The 14,808-nt window shown below is 62.4% G+C and carries 16 protein-coding genes; 9 read left to right on the top strand and 7 right to left on the bottom strand.

Translation table 11 applies throughout. From position 1 onward, the window contains the following. Window positions 1–77 precede the first annotated feature (77 nt). The 4 genes from MchiMG62_RS00435 to MchiMG62_RS00450 form a co-directional block, all read right to left on the bottom strand. Complete coding sequence (locus tag MchiMG62_RS00435; protein ID WP_221057416.1) at window positions 78–2,000, bottom strand: serine hydrolase domain-containing protein; 1,923 nt, start codon at window positions 1,998–2,000, stop codon at window positions 78–80. Between the two features lie 415 nt (window positions 2,001–2,415). After that, window positions 2,416–3,054 carry a recombinase family protein gene (locus tag MchiMG62_RS00440; RefSeq protein ID WP_221057417.1) on the bottom strand — a complete coding sequence of 213 codons (639 nt, stop codon included), beginning with the start codon at window positions 3,052–3,054 and terminating at the stop codon, window positions 2,416–2,418. A 167-nt stretch (window positions 3,055–3,221) separates the two neighbouring features. Further along, window positions 3,222–3,899, bottom strand: coding sequence for a 3,4-dihydroxy-2-butanone-4-phosphate synthase (gene ribB, locus MchiMG62_RS00445; protein ID WP_221057418.1), 678 nt, complete (start codon window positions 3,897–3,899; stop codon window positions 3,222–3,224). Beyond that, window positions 3,892–4,560 (bottom strand): DUF120 domain-containing protein, encoded by a 669-nt coding sequence (locus MchiMG62_RS00450; protein ID WP_221057419.1) that lies wholly within the window; start codon window positions 4,558–4,560, stop codon window positions 3,892–3,894. The genes ribB and MchiMG62_RS00450 overlap by 8 nt, the downstream gene beginning before the upstream one ends. Window positions 4,561–4,682: 122 nt before the next feature. On the opposite strand from MchiMG62_RS00450, the gene MchiMG62_RS00455 reads away from it, so the two are divergent. From MchiMG62_RS00455 to MchiMG62_RS00470, 4 genes are read left to right on the top strand one after another with little or no spacing between them, the layout of a single operon-like run. Then, window positions 4,683–5,393 carry a helix-turn-helix domain-containing protein gene (locus tag MchiMG62_RS00455; protein WP_221057420.1) on the top strand — a complete coding sequence of 237 codons (711 nt, stop codon included), beginning with the start codon at window positions 4,683–4,685 and terminating at the stop codon, window positions 5,391–5,393. Then, window positions 5,387–6,439 carry a hydroxymethylglutaryl-CoA synthase gene (locus MchiMG62_RS00460; protein ID WP_221057421.1) on the top strand — a complete coding sequence of 351 codons (1,053 nt, stop codon included), beginning with the start codon at window positions 5,387–5,389 and terminating at the stop codon, window positions 6,437–6,439. Before MchiMG62_RS00455 ends, MchiMG62_RS00460 begins: the two co-directional genes overlap by 7 nt. Then, the gene (locus MchiMG62_RS00465) at window positions 6,436–7,596 is read left to right on the top strand and encodes an acetyl-CoA acetyltransferase (protein WP_221057422.1); all 1,161 of its coding nucleotides are present in this window, start codon (window positions 6,436–6,438) and stop codon (window positions 7,594–7,596) included. The genes MchiMG62_RS00460 and MchiMG62_RS00465 overlap by 4 nt, the downstream gene beginning before the upstream one ends. 2 nt (window positions 7,597–7,598) lie before the next feature. Further along, window positions 7,599–7,991: a Zn-ribbon domain-containing OB-fold protein gene (locus MchiMG62_RS00470; protein ID WP_221057423.1), complete on the top strand. Its 393-nt coding sequence runs from the start codon at window positions 7,599–7,601 to the stop codon at window positions 7,989–7,991. A gap of 369 nt (window positions 7,992–8,360) precedes the next feature. On the opposite strand, the gene MchiMG62_RS00475 is transcribed toward MchiMG62_RS00470, so the two are convergent. After that, the gene (locus MchiMG62_RS00475; protein ID WP_221057424.1) at window positions 8,361–9,284 is read right to left on the bottom strand and encodes a class I SAM-dependent methyltransferase; all 924 of its coding nucleotides are present in this window, start codon (window positions 9,282–9,284) and stop codon (window positions 8,361–8,363) included. A gap of 44 nt (window positions 9,285–9,328) precedes the next feature. Here MchiMG62_RS00475 and hmgA point away from each other — a divergent pair, with 44 nt between their 5' ends. The 3 genes from hmgA (at window position 9,329) to MchiMG62_RS00490 (ending at window position 11,268) form a co-directional block, all read left to right on the top strand. Continuing rightward, the gene (gene hmgA, locus MchiMG62_RS00480) at window positions 9,329–10,537 is read left to right on the top strand and encodes a hydroxymethylglutaryl-CoA reductase (NADPH) (RefSeq protein WP_221057425.1); all 1,209 of its coding nucleotides are present in this window, start codon (window positions 9,329–9,331) and stop codon (window positions 10,535–10,537) included. 102 nt (window positions 10,538–10,639) lie between these two features. Further along, complete coding sequence (locus MchiMG62_RS00485) at window positions 10,640–10,942, top strand: nucleotidyltransferase family protein (RefSeq protein ID WP_221057426.1); 303 nt, start codon at window positions 10,640–10,642, stop codon at window positions 10,940–10,942. 95 nt (window positions 10,943–11,037) lie between these two features. Beyond that, a complete protein-coding gene (locus MchiMG62_RS00490) occupies window positions 11,038–11,268 on the top strand; it encodes a HepT-like ribonuclease domain-containing protein (protein ID WP_244987735.1) in 231 nt (76 codons plus the stop codon). Window positions 11,269–11,370: 102 nt separating this feature from the next. Here the strand turns inward: MchiMG62_RS00490 and rimI are convergent, their stop codons facing one another. After that, complete coding sequence (gene rimI, locus MchiMG62_RS00495; RefSeq protein WP_342367219.1) at window positions 11,371–11,835, bottom strand: ribosomal protein S18-alanine N-acetyltransferase; 465 nt, start codon at window positions 11,833–11,835, stop codon at window positions 11,371–11,373. A gap of 84 nt (window positions 11,836–11,919) precedes the next feature. Here rimI and MchiMG62_RS00500 point away from each other — a divergent pair, with 84 nt between their 5' ends. Both MchiMG62_RS00500 and hisG read left to right on the top strand, forming a co-directional pair. Then, window positions 11,920–13,182 carry a DUF1015 domain-containing protein gene (locus MchiMG62_RS00500; RefSeq protein ID WP_221057427.1) on the top strand — a complete coding sequence of 421 codons (1,263 nt, stop codon included), beginning with the start codon at window positions 11,920–11,922 and terminating at the stop codon, window positions 13,180–13,182. A 48-nt stretch (window positions 13,183–13,230) separates the two neighbouring features. Next, window positions 13,231–14,103 (top strand): ATP phosphoribosyltransferase, encoded by an 873-nt coding sequence (gene hisG, locus MchiMG62_RS00505; RefSeq protein ID WP_221057428.1) that lies wholly within the window; start codon window positions 13,231–13,233, stop codon window positions 14,101–14,103. A gap of 4 nt (window positions 14,104–14,107) precedes the next feature. Here hisG and MchiMG62_RS00510 read toward each other — a convergent pair whose 3' ends face one another. After that, window positions 14,108–14,749, bottom strand: a complete 642-nt coding sequence (locus tag MchiMG62_RS00510; protein WP_221057429.1) for an FmdE family protein — start codon at window positions 14,747–14,749, stop codon at window positions 14,108–14,110. Between the last annotated feature and the right edge of the window lie 59 nt (window positions 14,750–14,808).

Raw genomic sequence — 14,808 nt, forward strand, 5'->3', positions numbered from 1 at the left:
CCCGGGCTTAAGGAAGATGCCTGGCGGGAGACCGGGAGGAGAGTCCCGACATACAAAAAATGGTGGGTATCGGCCTCTTACAGTCTGAAGACGAAGAGGTTCCAGAAGTTGACCCACCACGCCAGCATGAACAGTCCGATAACGACGATGCTGTAGTGCACCCGGTGCCATACGGACCAGTAGCGTCGCTTCCAGACCGGGATGGCAAAGGCGGCGGCCACAGCCGATAAGAGCACGGCAATGACCGGGACGGTCATGACTGCGCTCAGGGCAAGAGGAACCGTCAGATCTCGCACGTACGACTCGATGAGTGCCGTATCGCCCGTCACCGCCGGGAGGAGAACGAGCACGAAGACGACGAAGAGCAGGGAGGCCGCTCCGGCCACCAGGCGGGCATACACGGAGAGTGCCGTATCGCGTTCATCCCCGGTAGCACCGTAGACCCGCCGGAATACGGCCATGATCGGCCATACGAGAACTGTCAGGAGAATCGCGAGGCCGGTATTCTTCACGCCGTCGGTAAACGGTTCGATTGCATACCACGGTACCCGCTCGTACGCAAAGAAAGGCAGGTTTTCGTAACAGAGGAAGTCTACGGTGCCCTGCCCGTCCTCGCGAAAGACCAGATTCCCGTAAGATGTCGGCTGACCGCTCGATTGCGCAAAGACACCGGGAGCAACCTCGCCATATTCGGAAGGAGGGCTTCCGCCCTGTGTAACCAACAGCGCCTTCTCTCCCTGTTCGATACTTATCTCGGGCCGCGAGAGATAGAACTCGAACGTTCTGTAGTTGTGACGTGTCGACTGGTAGGTCCCGGTGTATTTGCCGGCGGGCGTTCCGGGATCGTTTGCGGGCGCGGTGGATGCGGAGGCGGGGTAGAACCGATCGACAAACTCCGCCTGGAGATCGTATCTCGCTTTACTCCCTCCGACACTGTTGTAGGAGACGAAGAATCCTGTCCCCCTCTCCGGGATGATTGCAAGAAGAGAATGGAACGTATCCGTGTCGCCGCCATGCCCAATTATTCTCTCGTTGTTCAGGCGTGTCTCGTAAAACCCGAGGCACATGCTGCTCACACGCGGGTCGTTGGAGAATGCCGGTGCATGCATGAGGGCGGCGGTCTCTTCCGAGAGGATCTCCGCACCATGCCAGGAACCGTTCTTCATATGGACGGCAAGGAATGCCGCCATGTCGTTTGCGGTGGAACTGATGGATCCGGCAGGACCGACGACACAGACAAAATCCGGTACGGCCTCGTTCGTCATTCCCATATAGTGGTAGCCGGAGGAGAGGTTCCGGGCCATCTCCGGGGGAAGCGTGTACGAGATGCTTGTTCTCGTCATGGAGAGCGGGGAGAGGATATGCTCGTTGAGGTACTGCTCAAAAGGTACGCCGGTAACGTCTTCGACGATGACCGCAGCGAGTGTTGCACCGTAATTTGAATACGAGGTGACCGTCCCGGGAGGGTATACCCTGGCGGGGATATTCTCTTCGCAGTATGTCCTGAACGGATAGAGTTCCTCTACGTCTGCAACGGTCATACGGATCTCCTGCTCTTCGAAACCCGCCGAATGCGTCATCAGGTGTCGCATGGTCACCGGATGTCCAGGGTACGTCTCCGGGATTGAGAAATCTGTCAGATACGTATTAATATCCGCATCCAGGTCGATCTTCCCTTCTTCTACCAGCTGCATGACACATGTCCAGGTGAAGAGCTTGGTGATCGACCCGATGTGAAAGAGCGTCGTTTCGGGATCGACGGGCGTTCTATTTGCAATATCGGAGTACCCGTATCCTCTGGAAAAGATCAACTCCCCGTCCTGTACGAAAGAAACCGTGGCACCCGGGATGTTGTACTTCGCCAGTCCCGCCGGCACGGCCTCATCAAAAAATGCTTCCACTTCCGCGCGATCTTCAGTCCCGCTCTCGAGAGAAGGTCCGGCATCGCTGGCGCTTGCCGGCGACCATGCGATCAGGAATAGTGCAAGAACCAGGATCATACATCTATGGAAGATCCGGGGTCTCCCGGATCTGTGAACCTTTTGGCTCTCAGGATACATATTATTCAGGTATAACCTTTTTGCACAATTTAGATTTGTTGAAACGATCTGAATGGGGGAAAACGCATCTTTTGCTTTTCGGGCCCTAAAAACTCCAATCGTGGAAAAAGTGTTCCATCCGTAAGCGGTTCTCTCAACACGGTATCGGCTCCGGAACGGCTTTTTGGGTGTCAGCTGCCCCGCGCTCCCGTGTGGTGGGATTCAGGACTCTCTGATCGCGGTGAGAGCATCCAGCTCTGGACGGCGAGTTCAACGATACTCCTGAAGGCGCGGGGGTTCACGGCAGTCACCAGCCATCTCTGGCCGGAGAGATGGTTCGGCGTCCTCTCTGCCGACCGGGTGCCCTTCGACTACGTCACTCCTCCGGCTCCTTCCGGGCTCCCTTCCACTCCCCCTTCAGTTCGGGGTAGTCCGCGAGGATCTTGCTGACCGTGCTCCTGCTGACGTCGAACATCCGACAGATCTGGCTGATGCTCGTCCCGGCCTGCCGCACCGTGAGGAGAGCCTCGACCTGCCCCTCGTTGAGCGCCCTCGGCCTCCCGATGGGGCGCCCATTATCCTTCTTCGTCTTCTTCGAGACGGCCGGGGCGGCTTTCCGGGCACTCTCGCGGTACTGCTCCATGTACTCGATGAAGTTGCCGATCGCCGCCCTTCTCTGCTCCGGATCGTCCCGGGACCCGAAGAAATCGTTGTTCACGCAGTAGACGGTGTACTGTTCGTTTAAGGTCTTAAGCGCGGCAAGCCCGGCGTCCAGGTCCCTCGCGAGGCCCGCAAGGTCGTAGATGATGATGTCAGGACAATTATTGGCGCTGCAATACTCCAGCATCGCCGCAAAGCCCTTCCGTTTCTCCGGGGGCGTTGCGTTTGCCCGGTGGTCGTGGAAGATTTCAACAATCTGAAACCGGTATTTGCAAAAATCCTCTACTTCCTCCTTTTGTGCTGCGAAATCCCCCTTCTTTCTCGTATTCAAATATGCCACAGCATCTCTTTTCATCCGATTATGATGCCGTACAATCGTATATATTATTTTTGAAAACACACGCGCCATGCCGATCTGCGGCACAGCCGGAGAACCCGGGCACGTTAGGGGCAATGTGCTAAAATGTCCCGGGGAATACTTTTCAGGCGGTAGATGCTGCAGGCTCGAAAAAAAGGTGAATATTACTCCTGCTGCTTCAGGGACTCCCACCGGTCGAGAACCTGTTTCCCCTCGACAAAGACGAGCCCGTGCTTCCTCGCATACTCCATCGCACCCTCCTTCGAGAGAGCGAACCCCGTCTCGTCGTCCAGCATCTCGCAGATCGTGACCGCCGGGGTGATATCGGCCATGCCGGCAAGCGCGATCGAGAGCTCGGTCTGCCCCCGCCGCTCGTCGAGGAGCCGGTCGGCGGCCCGGAGAAGCGCCATGTGCCCCGGCGTCCGGAAGTGCGCCGCAAAGTCGTGCCCGCCGCCGTTGAGCGACTTCTTCACCTCGTCCGCGATGGCGGTGACCGTCAGCGCCCGGTCGCGGTCCGTCACCCCGGTATAGGTCTCGCGGTGGTTCACCCAGAGGGAGAACGAAGAGTGGTTCTTCGGGTCGTACGGAACCTCCCCGTCCCGCTCAACGAGGCTGCAGGCCCGCAGGACTTCGTGCGCAAACGGGAGGCCGAGCCTCTTTGCAGCCACGGGGTGGACCGCCGTGCAGATCAGCCCGCCGCCGTCTTTGCGCATCTGCCGGATGTGGGCGGGCGTGACGGCGTCCGACCGGATCGCGAAATCCGTCTCCCGCTCGCGGTCGTCAAAGTCGTATAACAGGACAAATTCGCCCCTCGCGAGGGCCTGTATGGCTGCATCAATCATGGGTAATCTCCACCTCAATCGTATCGTTATCGTTCAGGTTCAGGGATTTGCGGAGTTCGCACCCGGCGATGACCTCGATGGTATCTTCCGGGTAGTGGGTGCGGGAGGGCTCGACGATCGCGCATCTCTGCCCCCTGATCCGGCAGGGGATCACCTTGGCACCGCCGAACGTCCGCTCATCGGCAGTAAACCCGGGGATCTCGATCCATCCGGCGTGATCGAGCTGGTTACGAACCACGATGCTCGCCGCATCGAGCCGGATGTTCAGGGTTCCGGGGAAGGGTTCGAACCCGAGACAACTGCCGAACTGCTCCTTGTAATGTGGAATGCTCATGTAGTAGCGGCCCTCCCCGAGCCCGCTGATCACGGTTCCGGTCAGGGTGTACCGCCTCTGATCCGGGTTGAAGATCCGGACGTAATCCGCATACTCCCGCTTCAGCGCCTGCTCGCCCTCGCGGGTGACGGCGACGTACTGGCCGTCGGGCTTCATCGTTCGGGCGACGAACTGCTGCCGCTCAAGCGCGATCAGCCGCCGTGAGGCGGTCTGAGGGCTGATACCCAGTTCGTTTCCGAGCGACTGCGACGAGAGCCATATCGGGCCCCGGCACCCGCCGAGCAGGGCAATTGTCTTCAAGGACTGCAGATCTTCCGCTTCAACCATTGTATCAGAATTGAGATGCATACTATATACGGGTTGCGCAACGATCCCGCACCCCCCGACTTCGACATTTCACGAAGTGGGATACGCTAATTATTTAAGTCGGGGATGCTGACATTAGCTCTATGAAATCCGGGGTGCGGCATCAACTTGCCGAGAAGATGGCAGGAGAGATCACACTCTCGGACTCACCGGGTCAGGCCTTGAAGAAGTGGCGGCAGAGCTTCAACATCCCCCAGGGATTGCTCGCCGAGCGTCTTGAGGTCTCTCCCTCAGTTATCAGTGACTACGAAAGCGGACGGCGAAAGAGTCCGGGAACCGCCATCGTCGGCAAGATCGTCGACACGATCCTCTCGATCGACGAGGACAACGGCGGTCGGTTCATCAACAAATTTGCAAAAATTCTGTACAGTGAGTTCGACGAAGACGTCATCTACGACATCCACGAGTACGCGTCCCCCATGGCCCTCTCCGACTTCGCCGAAGTCATCGGCGCCACGACGCTCTGCGGTTCGATGGACCAGACGGTCTACGGCTACACGGTGGTGAACAGCCTCAATGCAATCCTTCAACTCTCTTCGAGCGAGTTCAACCGCATCTACGGCTGGAGCACGGAGCGTGCCCTCATCTTCACCGAGGTCTCGACCGGGAAGTCACCCATGGTGGCGATCCGGGTCACGCCCTTTAAACCGCGCTGTGTGGTGCTGCAGGGGATCAGCCCGGACGAGGTGCATCCGTTGATCCCGGGTCTCGCGGAGCGCGACCGGATCACGGTACTCTGCACCGAGGTGGATATCGAGACGATCATCAGTTCACTGCGAGGAAAGTTATGGTAGGCATTTATTCGTACGGCGTCTACATCCCGCGATACCGGATCAAAGTCCCGGAGATCGCGCGGGTCTGGGGCGGCAATGCAAACGACGTCATGAGAGGGCTCGGGGTCTTTGAGAAATCCGTCCCCGATCTCGATGAAGACACAGCAACGATCGCCGTTGAGGCGGCACGCGCCGCCCTCCGGCGGAGAACCGTCGACACCGACGCCGTCGGCGCCATCTACGTGGGGAGCGAGTCGCACCCCTACGCGGTCAAGCCCACGGCCTGTACGGTCGGCGAGGCGATCGGGGCGACCCCGAACATGACCGCCGCCGACTACGAGTTCGCGTGCAAGGCGGGAACGGCAGGCATCCAGACCTGCATGGGCATGGTCAAGAGCGGGATGATCCCGCTCGGGATCGCCATCGGTGCGGACGTGGCGCAGGGCGCTCCCGGTGATGCGCTCGAGTACACGGCGGCGGCCGGCGGGGCTGCGTTCGTCATCGGCAATGAGGACGTCATCGCCGAGATCAACCACACCTGTTCGTTCACCACCGACACGCCCGACTTCTGGCGGCGCGAAGGGCAGAACTACCCCCGTCACGGCGGGCGGTTCACCGGCGATCCCGGCTACTTCAAGCACGTTCAGGGTGCGGCGCGGCTGATGCTCGATGCGATGAAGACAGGCCCGAAAGACTACGATTACGCCGTCTTCCACCAGCCCAACGCGAAGTTCCCGCAGCGGGTGGCGAAGATGCTCGGGTTCACGGATGAGCAGATTCGGCCCGGCCTCGTCGTCCCGCGGCTCGGCAACACCTACTCGGGTGCGTCGATGATCGGGCTTGCGGCTACGCTCGACGTGGCAAAGCCGGGTGACCGGATCTTCGTCACCTCGTTCGGGTCCGGGGCCGGGAGCGACGCCTTCGACATCACGGTGACCGACGCCATCGAGTCCGCAGGGTTCGACCGGGCGGCGGCGCCGAGCGTGGAGAAACTCCTCGCAAATCCGACCTACCTCGACTATGCACTGTATGCCAAACACAAGGGAAAGATCGTGATGCAGAAATGAGAGACGTAGCAGTAATCGGAGTCGGGTGCACGGAGTTCGGGGAACACTGGGGAACCTCGTTCCGCGACCTCTTCGTGAAGGCCGGGGCGCTGGCGCTCGAGGATGCCGGCGTCACCGGCGAGAAGATCGACGCGCTCTACGTCGGGAACATGAGTGCCGGCCGGTTCGTCGAGCAGGAGCACATCGGAGCCCTGATCGCGGATTACGCCGGGTTGGCGACCAACCACGTCCCCTCGACCCGCGTGGAGGCGGCCTGCGCCTCCGGCGGGCTTGCCTTCCGGCAGGCGGTCATCGCGGTCGCGAGCGGCATGGAGGATATCGTCGTCGCGGCGGGCGTCGAGAAGATGACCGACGTCGGGACCGGGGCGAGCGTGGACATGCTCGCGAGCGCCGCGGACCGCGAGTGGGAAGGGTTCGCCGGGGCGACCTTCCCCGGGCTCTACGCGATGATCGCAAACGACTACATGCACCGCTACCCCCTCACCCGGGAGCAGCTTGCACAGGTCGCGGTCAAAAACCACGAGAACGGCGCAAGAAACCCGATTGCACAGTTCCAGAACCGTATCACGGTCGACACGGTGCTGAACTCCTCGCTCGTGGCCGACCCGCTGCGGCTCTTCGACTGCTCGCCGATCACCGACGGTGCGGCGGCGGTCGTGGTGGTGCCGCTCGACCGCGCCCGTGAGTTCACCGATTCGCCGGTGCGGGTGCTTGCAAGCGCCCAGGCAAGCGACACCATCGCGCTCCACGACCGGCGGGACATCTCCACCATGGACGCCACGGTCGCCGCAGGCAAACGGGCGTTTGCCCAGTCAGGCCTTGCCCACAAGGACATCGACATGGTGGAGGTCCACGACTGCTTCACGATCGCGGAGATCTGCGCAATCGAGGACCTCGGATTCTGCAAGAAGGGCGAAGCAGGGAAGCTCACCGCGGACGGGGTCACGGCCCTCAACGGGGATATCCCGGTGAACACGAGCGGCGGCCTGAAGGCCTGCGGCCACCCGGTCGGTGCGACCGGGATCAAGCAGATCTACGAGATCGTCAGCCAGCTCCGCGGCGAGGCCGGTGCGAGACAGGTAGACGCGGAGATCGGTATGGCGCATAACGTCGGCGGCACCGGCGCGACGGTCGTCGTGCACATTCTGGGGGCCTAACAATGTCGGTCTCACGGTTCTGGAGAAAGATCCCGCAGCGCTACAACCTCGTCGGGACGCAGTGCACGACCTGCGGACGGTACTTCTTCCCGCCCCGGTCGCTCTGCCCCGACTGCCGGCGGAGCGGCAAGATCGTCGACCACAAGTTCACCGGTGAGGGAACGGTCGTCACCTACACGGTGATCCGGTCGGCAAGCGACCAGTTCGAGCATACCACCCCCTACGTCCTCGCGGTCGTCGAGCTCGACGAGGGGCCGAGGCTCACCACCCAGGTCGCCTGCACGCCAGAGGAGGCGAAGATCGGGATGCGGGTCAAAAGTGTCTTCCGCCGGGTGGCGGCGGACGGCGAGAGCGGCACCATCCACTACGGCACGAAGTTCGTGCCGGTGGAGTAATCACTTTTTGGGCTGCCCGGAGAGCGGCCCCGGATGGCGGCCCTTCTTGCGCCTTTGCGCGAGACGCCGTCACTATACCTCCACTTCGCGGCTTCGCGCTTTCACACCTTGCGGTGCTCATGCTCCTGCCCGTAGGGCAGTCACACTTCGCGTGAGACCGTATTGTTATCTGCACCTGTTATCTCACGCGAAACCGCAAAGTGCGACTGGCCGAAGGTGCGACGTTCCAGAGGAACGGAGCTGGAGCACCGTTAGGTGCGTGGGCCGGAATTCGAGCACCCTCAGGTGCGAAGACGGGTGAAGGGGCTGACAACCCCTCATTGCACTTTATGTGAGGGGAGAGGACTGCCAATCCTGGACCTAGATCCCTCACCTACCCTCTTTCTCCACGGTGATGTCATACACCGCGTGCCACTTCCCCGGCGAATACGTTCTGACCTGCCGCTCGGCGACCTCTCCCCGGGTAACCTCGCGGATCCGGGGGAGGTATTCGCCCTCCTCCTCCTCGAGCGCATAGAGGTGGATCGTCCCGCCGTCCCGGCAGAGGGCGGCCGCCGCCGGGAGGAACTCCGGCGCGGCGAGGGGGAGGTTCATGACGATCCGGTCGAAGGGAGGAAACCCAAGCCGGGGGAGGTGGGCGGCGTCGGCGAGCACCGGGATGACGTTTCCGGTGCGGTTGAGCGCGATGTTCTCGATCAGGAGGTGGACCGCGGCGGGGTTGAGGTCGGCGGCGACGACGATCCCCGCCTTCCCGGCGAGGGTGATCGCGAACGGCCCGACCCCGGCGAACATGTCGAGGACCCGCTCCCCCTCCTCCATCGCCCCGAGAACGCGTTGCCGCTCGGTTGAGAGCCGGGCGGAGAAGTAAGCGAGGGAGAGATCGACGTCGAAGGAGTGGCCGTACTCCGTCACCCGGGTGCGGGTGGCGGGCACTCCTGCAAGGACGGAGAACCGGCGGGTGCGGTACTCCCCCTCGACCGCAGTCTCGGGAAAGAGCACCGTCGCAAGCGACGGCCGGGAGGCGAGCAGCCGCTCGGCGCCCTCCGGGTCGTTCTCCTGCATGATGGCGATCCCTCCCACGAGCTCGTGACGGGGGAGGTCGAGGCGTTCCGACACCGCCTCGAACTCGCACCGGACGGTGCCCGGGACTTCCTCCGTCACCGGGAAGAGGATCGCGTCGCCCTCCGGGCGCGGGCGGAACCGTCGGTCGAGGAGCCCTTCCTCAAGCAGCCGGCGCCGTCTCTCCTCAGCCTCTCGTCTCGGCACCGCAAGGCACCACTGTTCTTCTCCCACATCGACCACCAGCCATCTTTAGATATGAACTCTCATACTTATTCATGGATGAGTATATCGAGAGGCTGAAAGACGGGTCTCTCAAACTCTACGCCCTCGAGAAGGAGCTCCCCCCCGAGGAGGCCGTCCGGGTGCGCCGGGCGTTCATCGAGGGCGAGACCGGCACCGCCCTCCCGAAGGTCGGGTCGTTCACGATCGATATCGACCGGGTCGTGAAGCGCAACATCGAAAACATGATCGGCGCCGTCCAGGTGCCGCTCGGTGTCGCGGGACCGATCCGGGTGAAAGGCGAGTACGCCGACGGGTCCTACTACCTCCCGCTCGCGACGACCGAAGGGGCGCTCGTCGCGTCGGTGAACCGCGGCTGTTCCCTCGTCACGCGGGCGGGAGGCGCGGACGTGCGGGTCATGCGGGACGGGATGACCCGGGCGCCGGTCTTCGCCGCCCGCGACGTCGGTCACGCCCGCGATGTGGCGGCCTGGGTCGAGAGCCATGTCGCGGAGATCCGCGAGGTTGCAGAGAGCACCACGAAGCACGGCGAGTTCCGTGAAGCCGTCACCTACGTCGCGGGGACGAGCGTCTTCGTCCGACTCGAGTTCGACACAAAAGACGCCATGGGCATGAACATGGTGACGATCGCGGGCCAGAAAGTCGGCGAGCTCATCGAGCGGGAGACCGGGGCCCGCCTCGTCGCCACGTCCGGGAACATGTGCACCGACAAGAAGCCGGCGGCAATCAACCTGGTCCGGGGCCGGGGGAAGACCGTGGTCGCGGGCGTACGACTCACCGATGCGATGGTCGCCGACCTCCTGAAGACCGACGCAGAGACGCTCGTTGAGGTCAACTACCGCAAGAACCTGGTGGGTTCGGCGCGGGCGGCCTCGTTCGGGTTCAACGCCCACGCGGCAAACGTCGTCGCCGCCACGTTCATCGCCTGCGGCCAGGACCCCGCCCATGTCGTCGAGGGAAGCACCGCGATCACCACCGTCGACCGGGTGGACGGCGGAGTCTACGTCTCGGTCACCCTCCCGTCCCTCCCCGTCGGAACGGTCGGCGGCGGGACGGGGATCGATACCCAGCACGAGTGTCTCGCGATGCTCGGCGTCGCCGGGGGCGGCGACCCGCCGGGAACCCACGCAAAAGCGTTTGCGGAGATCGTCGCCGCCGGGGTGCTCGCCGGCGAACTCTCCCTCCTCGGCGCCCTCGCGGCCCAGCACCTCGCCCGGGCCCACCGGGAGCACGGGCGGGGGTGAGGCGGGGATTACCCCCGGTACTTCCCGGCACCGCTGTGGTGCCGGAAGTAAAGGCACATGAGAACATTTAAGATACGCGATCATCGTAAGTACTTTCTGGGCATGAATCCGGGAGCCGATATCTCTACCCTTCTCATCCAGAAGCGGGATGAGATCCTATCTCTCGCGCACCGGAGGGGAGCCAGAAACGTGCGGGTGTTCGGATCCGTGGCACGAAACGAAGCCCGGGAAGACAGTGATATCGACCTCCTGATCGACCTCGATCCCGACCGGAGTCTCCTTGACGTGGGCGGTCTTGCGATGGATCTCTCGCTCCTGCTCGGTCGTTCGGTTGATGTTGTGACCGAAGCGGGACTTCGGGAGCGTATTCGATCAAGGATCTTACAGGAAGCCCGGCCTTTATGAGAGACGATCGTGAACGGCTGCTGGATGTTATCGAGGCCATCGAACGAATTGAAAGAGTATCAGTCTAGGGCCGTGAGTACTTCTACAATGATGAGATGGCACAGGTCTGGATAATCCACCACCTTCAGATCATCGGGGAAGCCGTACGGGGGATTTCATCAGAATTCAAGGCTGAAAAACCGGGAATCCCCTGGACGGACATCATCGGAATGAGGAATGTCCTTATACACCACTATTTTGGAATCGACCGCGATGCAGTCTGGAATGTGGTCGAACGCGATCTGTTGGAACTGAAAAACCAGATCCTGCCCTGGGTCAGGGAGTAGGGGCCACTTGGAACGATAGTGAGCTGCTCCGGTTCTACGATCCGTCGCGAGTCGAAAACGCTTGGTGTTTTCTCCCGTTCCCGCCGTTTCGGCCCGTCACATTTAAAACCGAAACCACTTCATCATAACCAGAGCGTCCTCCTCGTTCGCGTAGTATGCGGCGACCTGGAAGACCTCCCGGTAACCGAGACGGCGGTAGAACTCCTGCGCCCCGGTGTTCGTCACCCGGACCTCGAGCTGAACGGCGCTCGCGCCTAAAACAACATACTCCTGCTCCAGGCGGCGGATGAGGTGCTGGCCGATCCCCTGGCGCCGGTATCCGGGGGCGACGGCGAGGTTCATGATATGTCCGTACACCTCTTCCCCGGTGTCTTCAACGCCCCCGGCGACGAAGCCGGCCACGTCACCGTTGTTTTTTGCCACGAAGAACGTCTCCGGGTAGTAGGCCAGGGATTCCTGGAGCGTCCTCTCGTCCCAGGGGTCGGTGAAGGCTGCCTTCTCGACGGCGACTATCTGCGGAATGTCTGCGGGCTGTGCCCGGCGAATAATGAGTTGGAGCGGCATCATAGTTTCGGCCTCTCCCTCCTGGAGTGCCCTATCTAATATAGTCTCAGGAAACAAAATAGTAGGCACATACGAGTGGCGGTATTTATGGTTCAGATCTATCGTTTCGCGGCGGTCCGTCCGGGGCGGCGGTACTCCGAAAAGATCCCTTCCGTGCCCTACGACGTGGTGACGGCAGAAGAGGCCCGGGAATGCATCGAGAAGAATCCCTTAAGCTTCCTGCGGGTCAGCCGGCCGGATGCCGAGCTCCCCGACATACCCCCGAACGACGACCGGGTTTACCAGAGGTCGCGGGAGGTCTTCGACGGGATGCTCACAGACGGCCTGATGCAGCGTGACCGGGAGGCGGGGATGTACGTCTACCGGGCGGTCCAGGACGGCGAGGAGTTCGTCGGGCTGGTCTGTTGCGTGGGGACGGAGGACTACGAGAACCGGACGATCCGGCGGCACGAACTCACCCGGTACGACAAGGAGGAAGACCGGACCCGGCACATCGATGTGGTCGGCGCAAACACCGGGCTCGTCTTCCTGCTCTATCGCGACCCGGGGGAGATCTTCTCCCACGTCCGCTCTCTCATCGACGGCGTGCAGCCCGACGGGAGCACCACGACCGCATCGGGCGTGCTCCACGAGGTCTACCGGATCGCCGACGAGGCCGCTCTCGCCCGCCTTGAGAGCCTGTTTGCGGGGGTGCCGGAGACCTACATCGCGGACGGGCACCACCGCGCCAAATCGGCGGTGAACGTTGCAGAGCGCCGTCGGAGCGAGGGGCGGTTCACCGAAGAGGCCGGGAAGTTCATGGTGGTCTTCTTTGCCCACGACCGCGTCCGCATCCACGGCTACAGCAGGCTCGTCACCGACCTCGGGGACTACACGCCCGGGCGGTTCCTCGAAGCACTCCCGAAAGCGGGCTGGACTGTCCGCCCCTACGGGATGATCGACGCTACGGGCTACCAGATCCAGCCGCTCGCTGCCCGGGATGCGCCGGTGCACGTCATGCACTTCTACCTCGAGGGAACCTGGTACGAGGTCTCTCGGCCGGTCGCGGACCCCGGCGACCTGATCGGGTCGCTCGACGTCTCGGTCCTCCAGAAAGACGTCCTCGAAGGGATGCTCGGGATCTCCGACCCCCGGGGCGATCCCCGGCTCCACTACATGGGCGGAGCAAAACCCCTCCGTGAACTCGAACGGCTCGTGGACACCAAAAAATACGCCTTCGCGGTAGCGATGCAGCCGGTGCCGGTCGAGACGGTGCTCGCGATCGCCGACGCGGACGGTGTCATGCCCCCGAAGTCCACCTGGTTCGAGCCGAAACTCCTCTCGGGGCTTGTCATCCACACCATCGACTGAGAAAACCATATCACCACCTTTAACTCTTTTTTGCCCCGATCATCTCTTATGATCACGATTGCGCTCCCGAAGGGGAGCCTTGAGGCGCAGACGCTCCAGCTCTTCAAGGAGGCGGACCTCGAGGTCAGGCGGACCGACCGCGACTACAATCCCCGGATCAACGATCCCCGGATCGGGAAGGTGAAGATCCTTCGCCCGCAGGAGATCCCGCTCTACGTCCAGATGGGCTACTTCGATCTCGGGATATCGGGGCTCGACTGGGTGCAGGAGAGCGGTGCCGACGTCGTCGAGGTTGCAAACCTCTCCTACAGCAAGACGGGCGACGGGAACGTCAAGATCGTGGTCGCGGTCCACCGCGACGAACCGATAGAGGACGTCACCGCCATCCGCCCGGGCAGCCGGGTGACGACCGAATACCCGCGGATCACGGAACAGTTCTTCGCGGAACTCGGGGTGCCGGTCAGCCTCTTTCCCTCCTACGGGGCATCCGAGGCAAAGGTCCCCGACCTGATGGACGTCGTCGTCGACCTCACCGAGACCGGGAGCACGCTCAAGAAGAACGGGCTCAAGATCGTCGGGCAGATCATGGAGTCGCACACCGCGCTCCTCGCGAACCGCGACTCACTCCGCGACCCGGAGAAGCGCCGGGAGATCGACGAGATCACGACCCTCCTCCTCGGGGTGATCGAGGCGCGCCACCAGGTGCTCCTGACGATGAACGTGCCGGCGGCCGCGCTCGACCGCGTCATCGAAGTCCTCCCCGCGATGAAGAAGCCCACCGTCGGCAGGCTGCACGGCATCGACTACTTCAGCATCCAGACGGTGGTACAGAAAGGGCTCGTCAACGGCCTCATCCCGCCGCTCAAGGCCGCGGGCGCCGAAGATATCCTCGAGATCCCGATAACAAAAATAGTGCGGTGAGCCCTCACCCACGCCGGGAATACTCCCGCGAGCAGGCGTAGCAGACGAACTTCCCGTCTTCGACCCTGACGCGGGACTCGGCGGTCATCTCACCGCATTTTGCGCACGCTACCGACCGAAAGATCCGGGCCCGTTCGGGGATCTCGACATCGACCTCGTGGATGATGAAGAGGTGCTCGGCGGGCGCCTCAAGGATGGCGTCAACGATCTTCTCCGTCCGCTCGTGAAACTCGGCGTGCTCCGCATCGGTCGCCAGCCCCTGCATCACCCGCGCCCTGAGCGGCGCAAGGTCGGGGTCGAGCGAGTCGACGTTGAACGACGGGTTCGAGACCACGCGGATCGCGGCCCCGGTTTTACGGTTGATGAACGTAAATGCATGCTTCCCGTGATCCTTGAAGAGGAGGTTTCCTTTTCCGGCGGTGCAGCCGGTGAGAACCTGGATGGCATCGACGCCGCAGGCATCGGTCTCGGCGATGGTGACGAGTTCCTCGTCCTCCGACCGCCCGGAACGGAGCCGTGCGAGGGCGACTTCCGCCGCCCGGTAGCCCGTCGCGAGACCGGGGCAGATGTGGCCGTGGAAGGCGGCCGCTTCGGCGAACCGGTCATGTGCTTCTCCCGGCGTGCCGGGGGGAATGGTGCTACACATATGCTTACCCTGCCTGAGATGTTGTTACGAACTTCCGGATATATGTTACGATGGCGCGC

Source organism: Methanoculleus chikugoensis (assembly GCF_019669965.1).
In the GTDB taxonomy this organism is placed as follows: Archaea; Halobacteriota; Methanomicrobia; order Methanomicrobiales; family Methanoculleaceae; genus Methanoculleus; species Methanoculleus chikugoensis.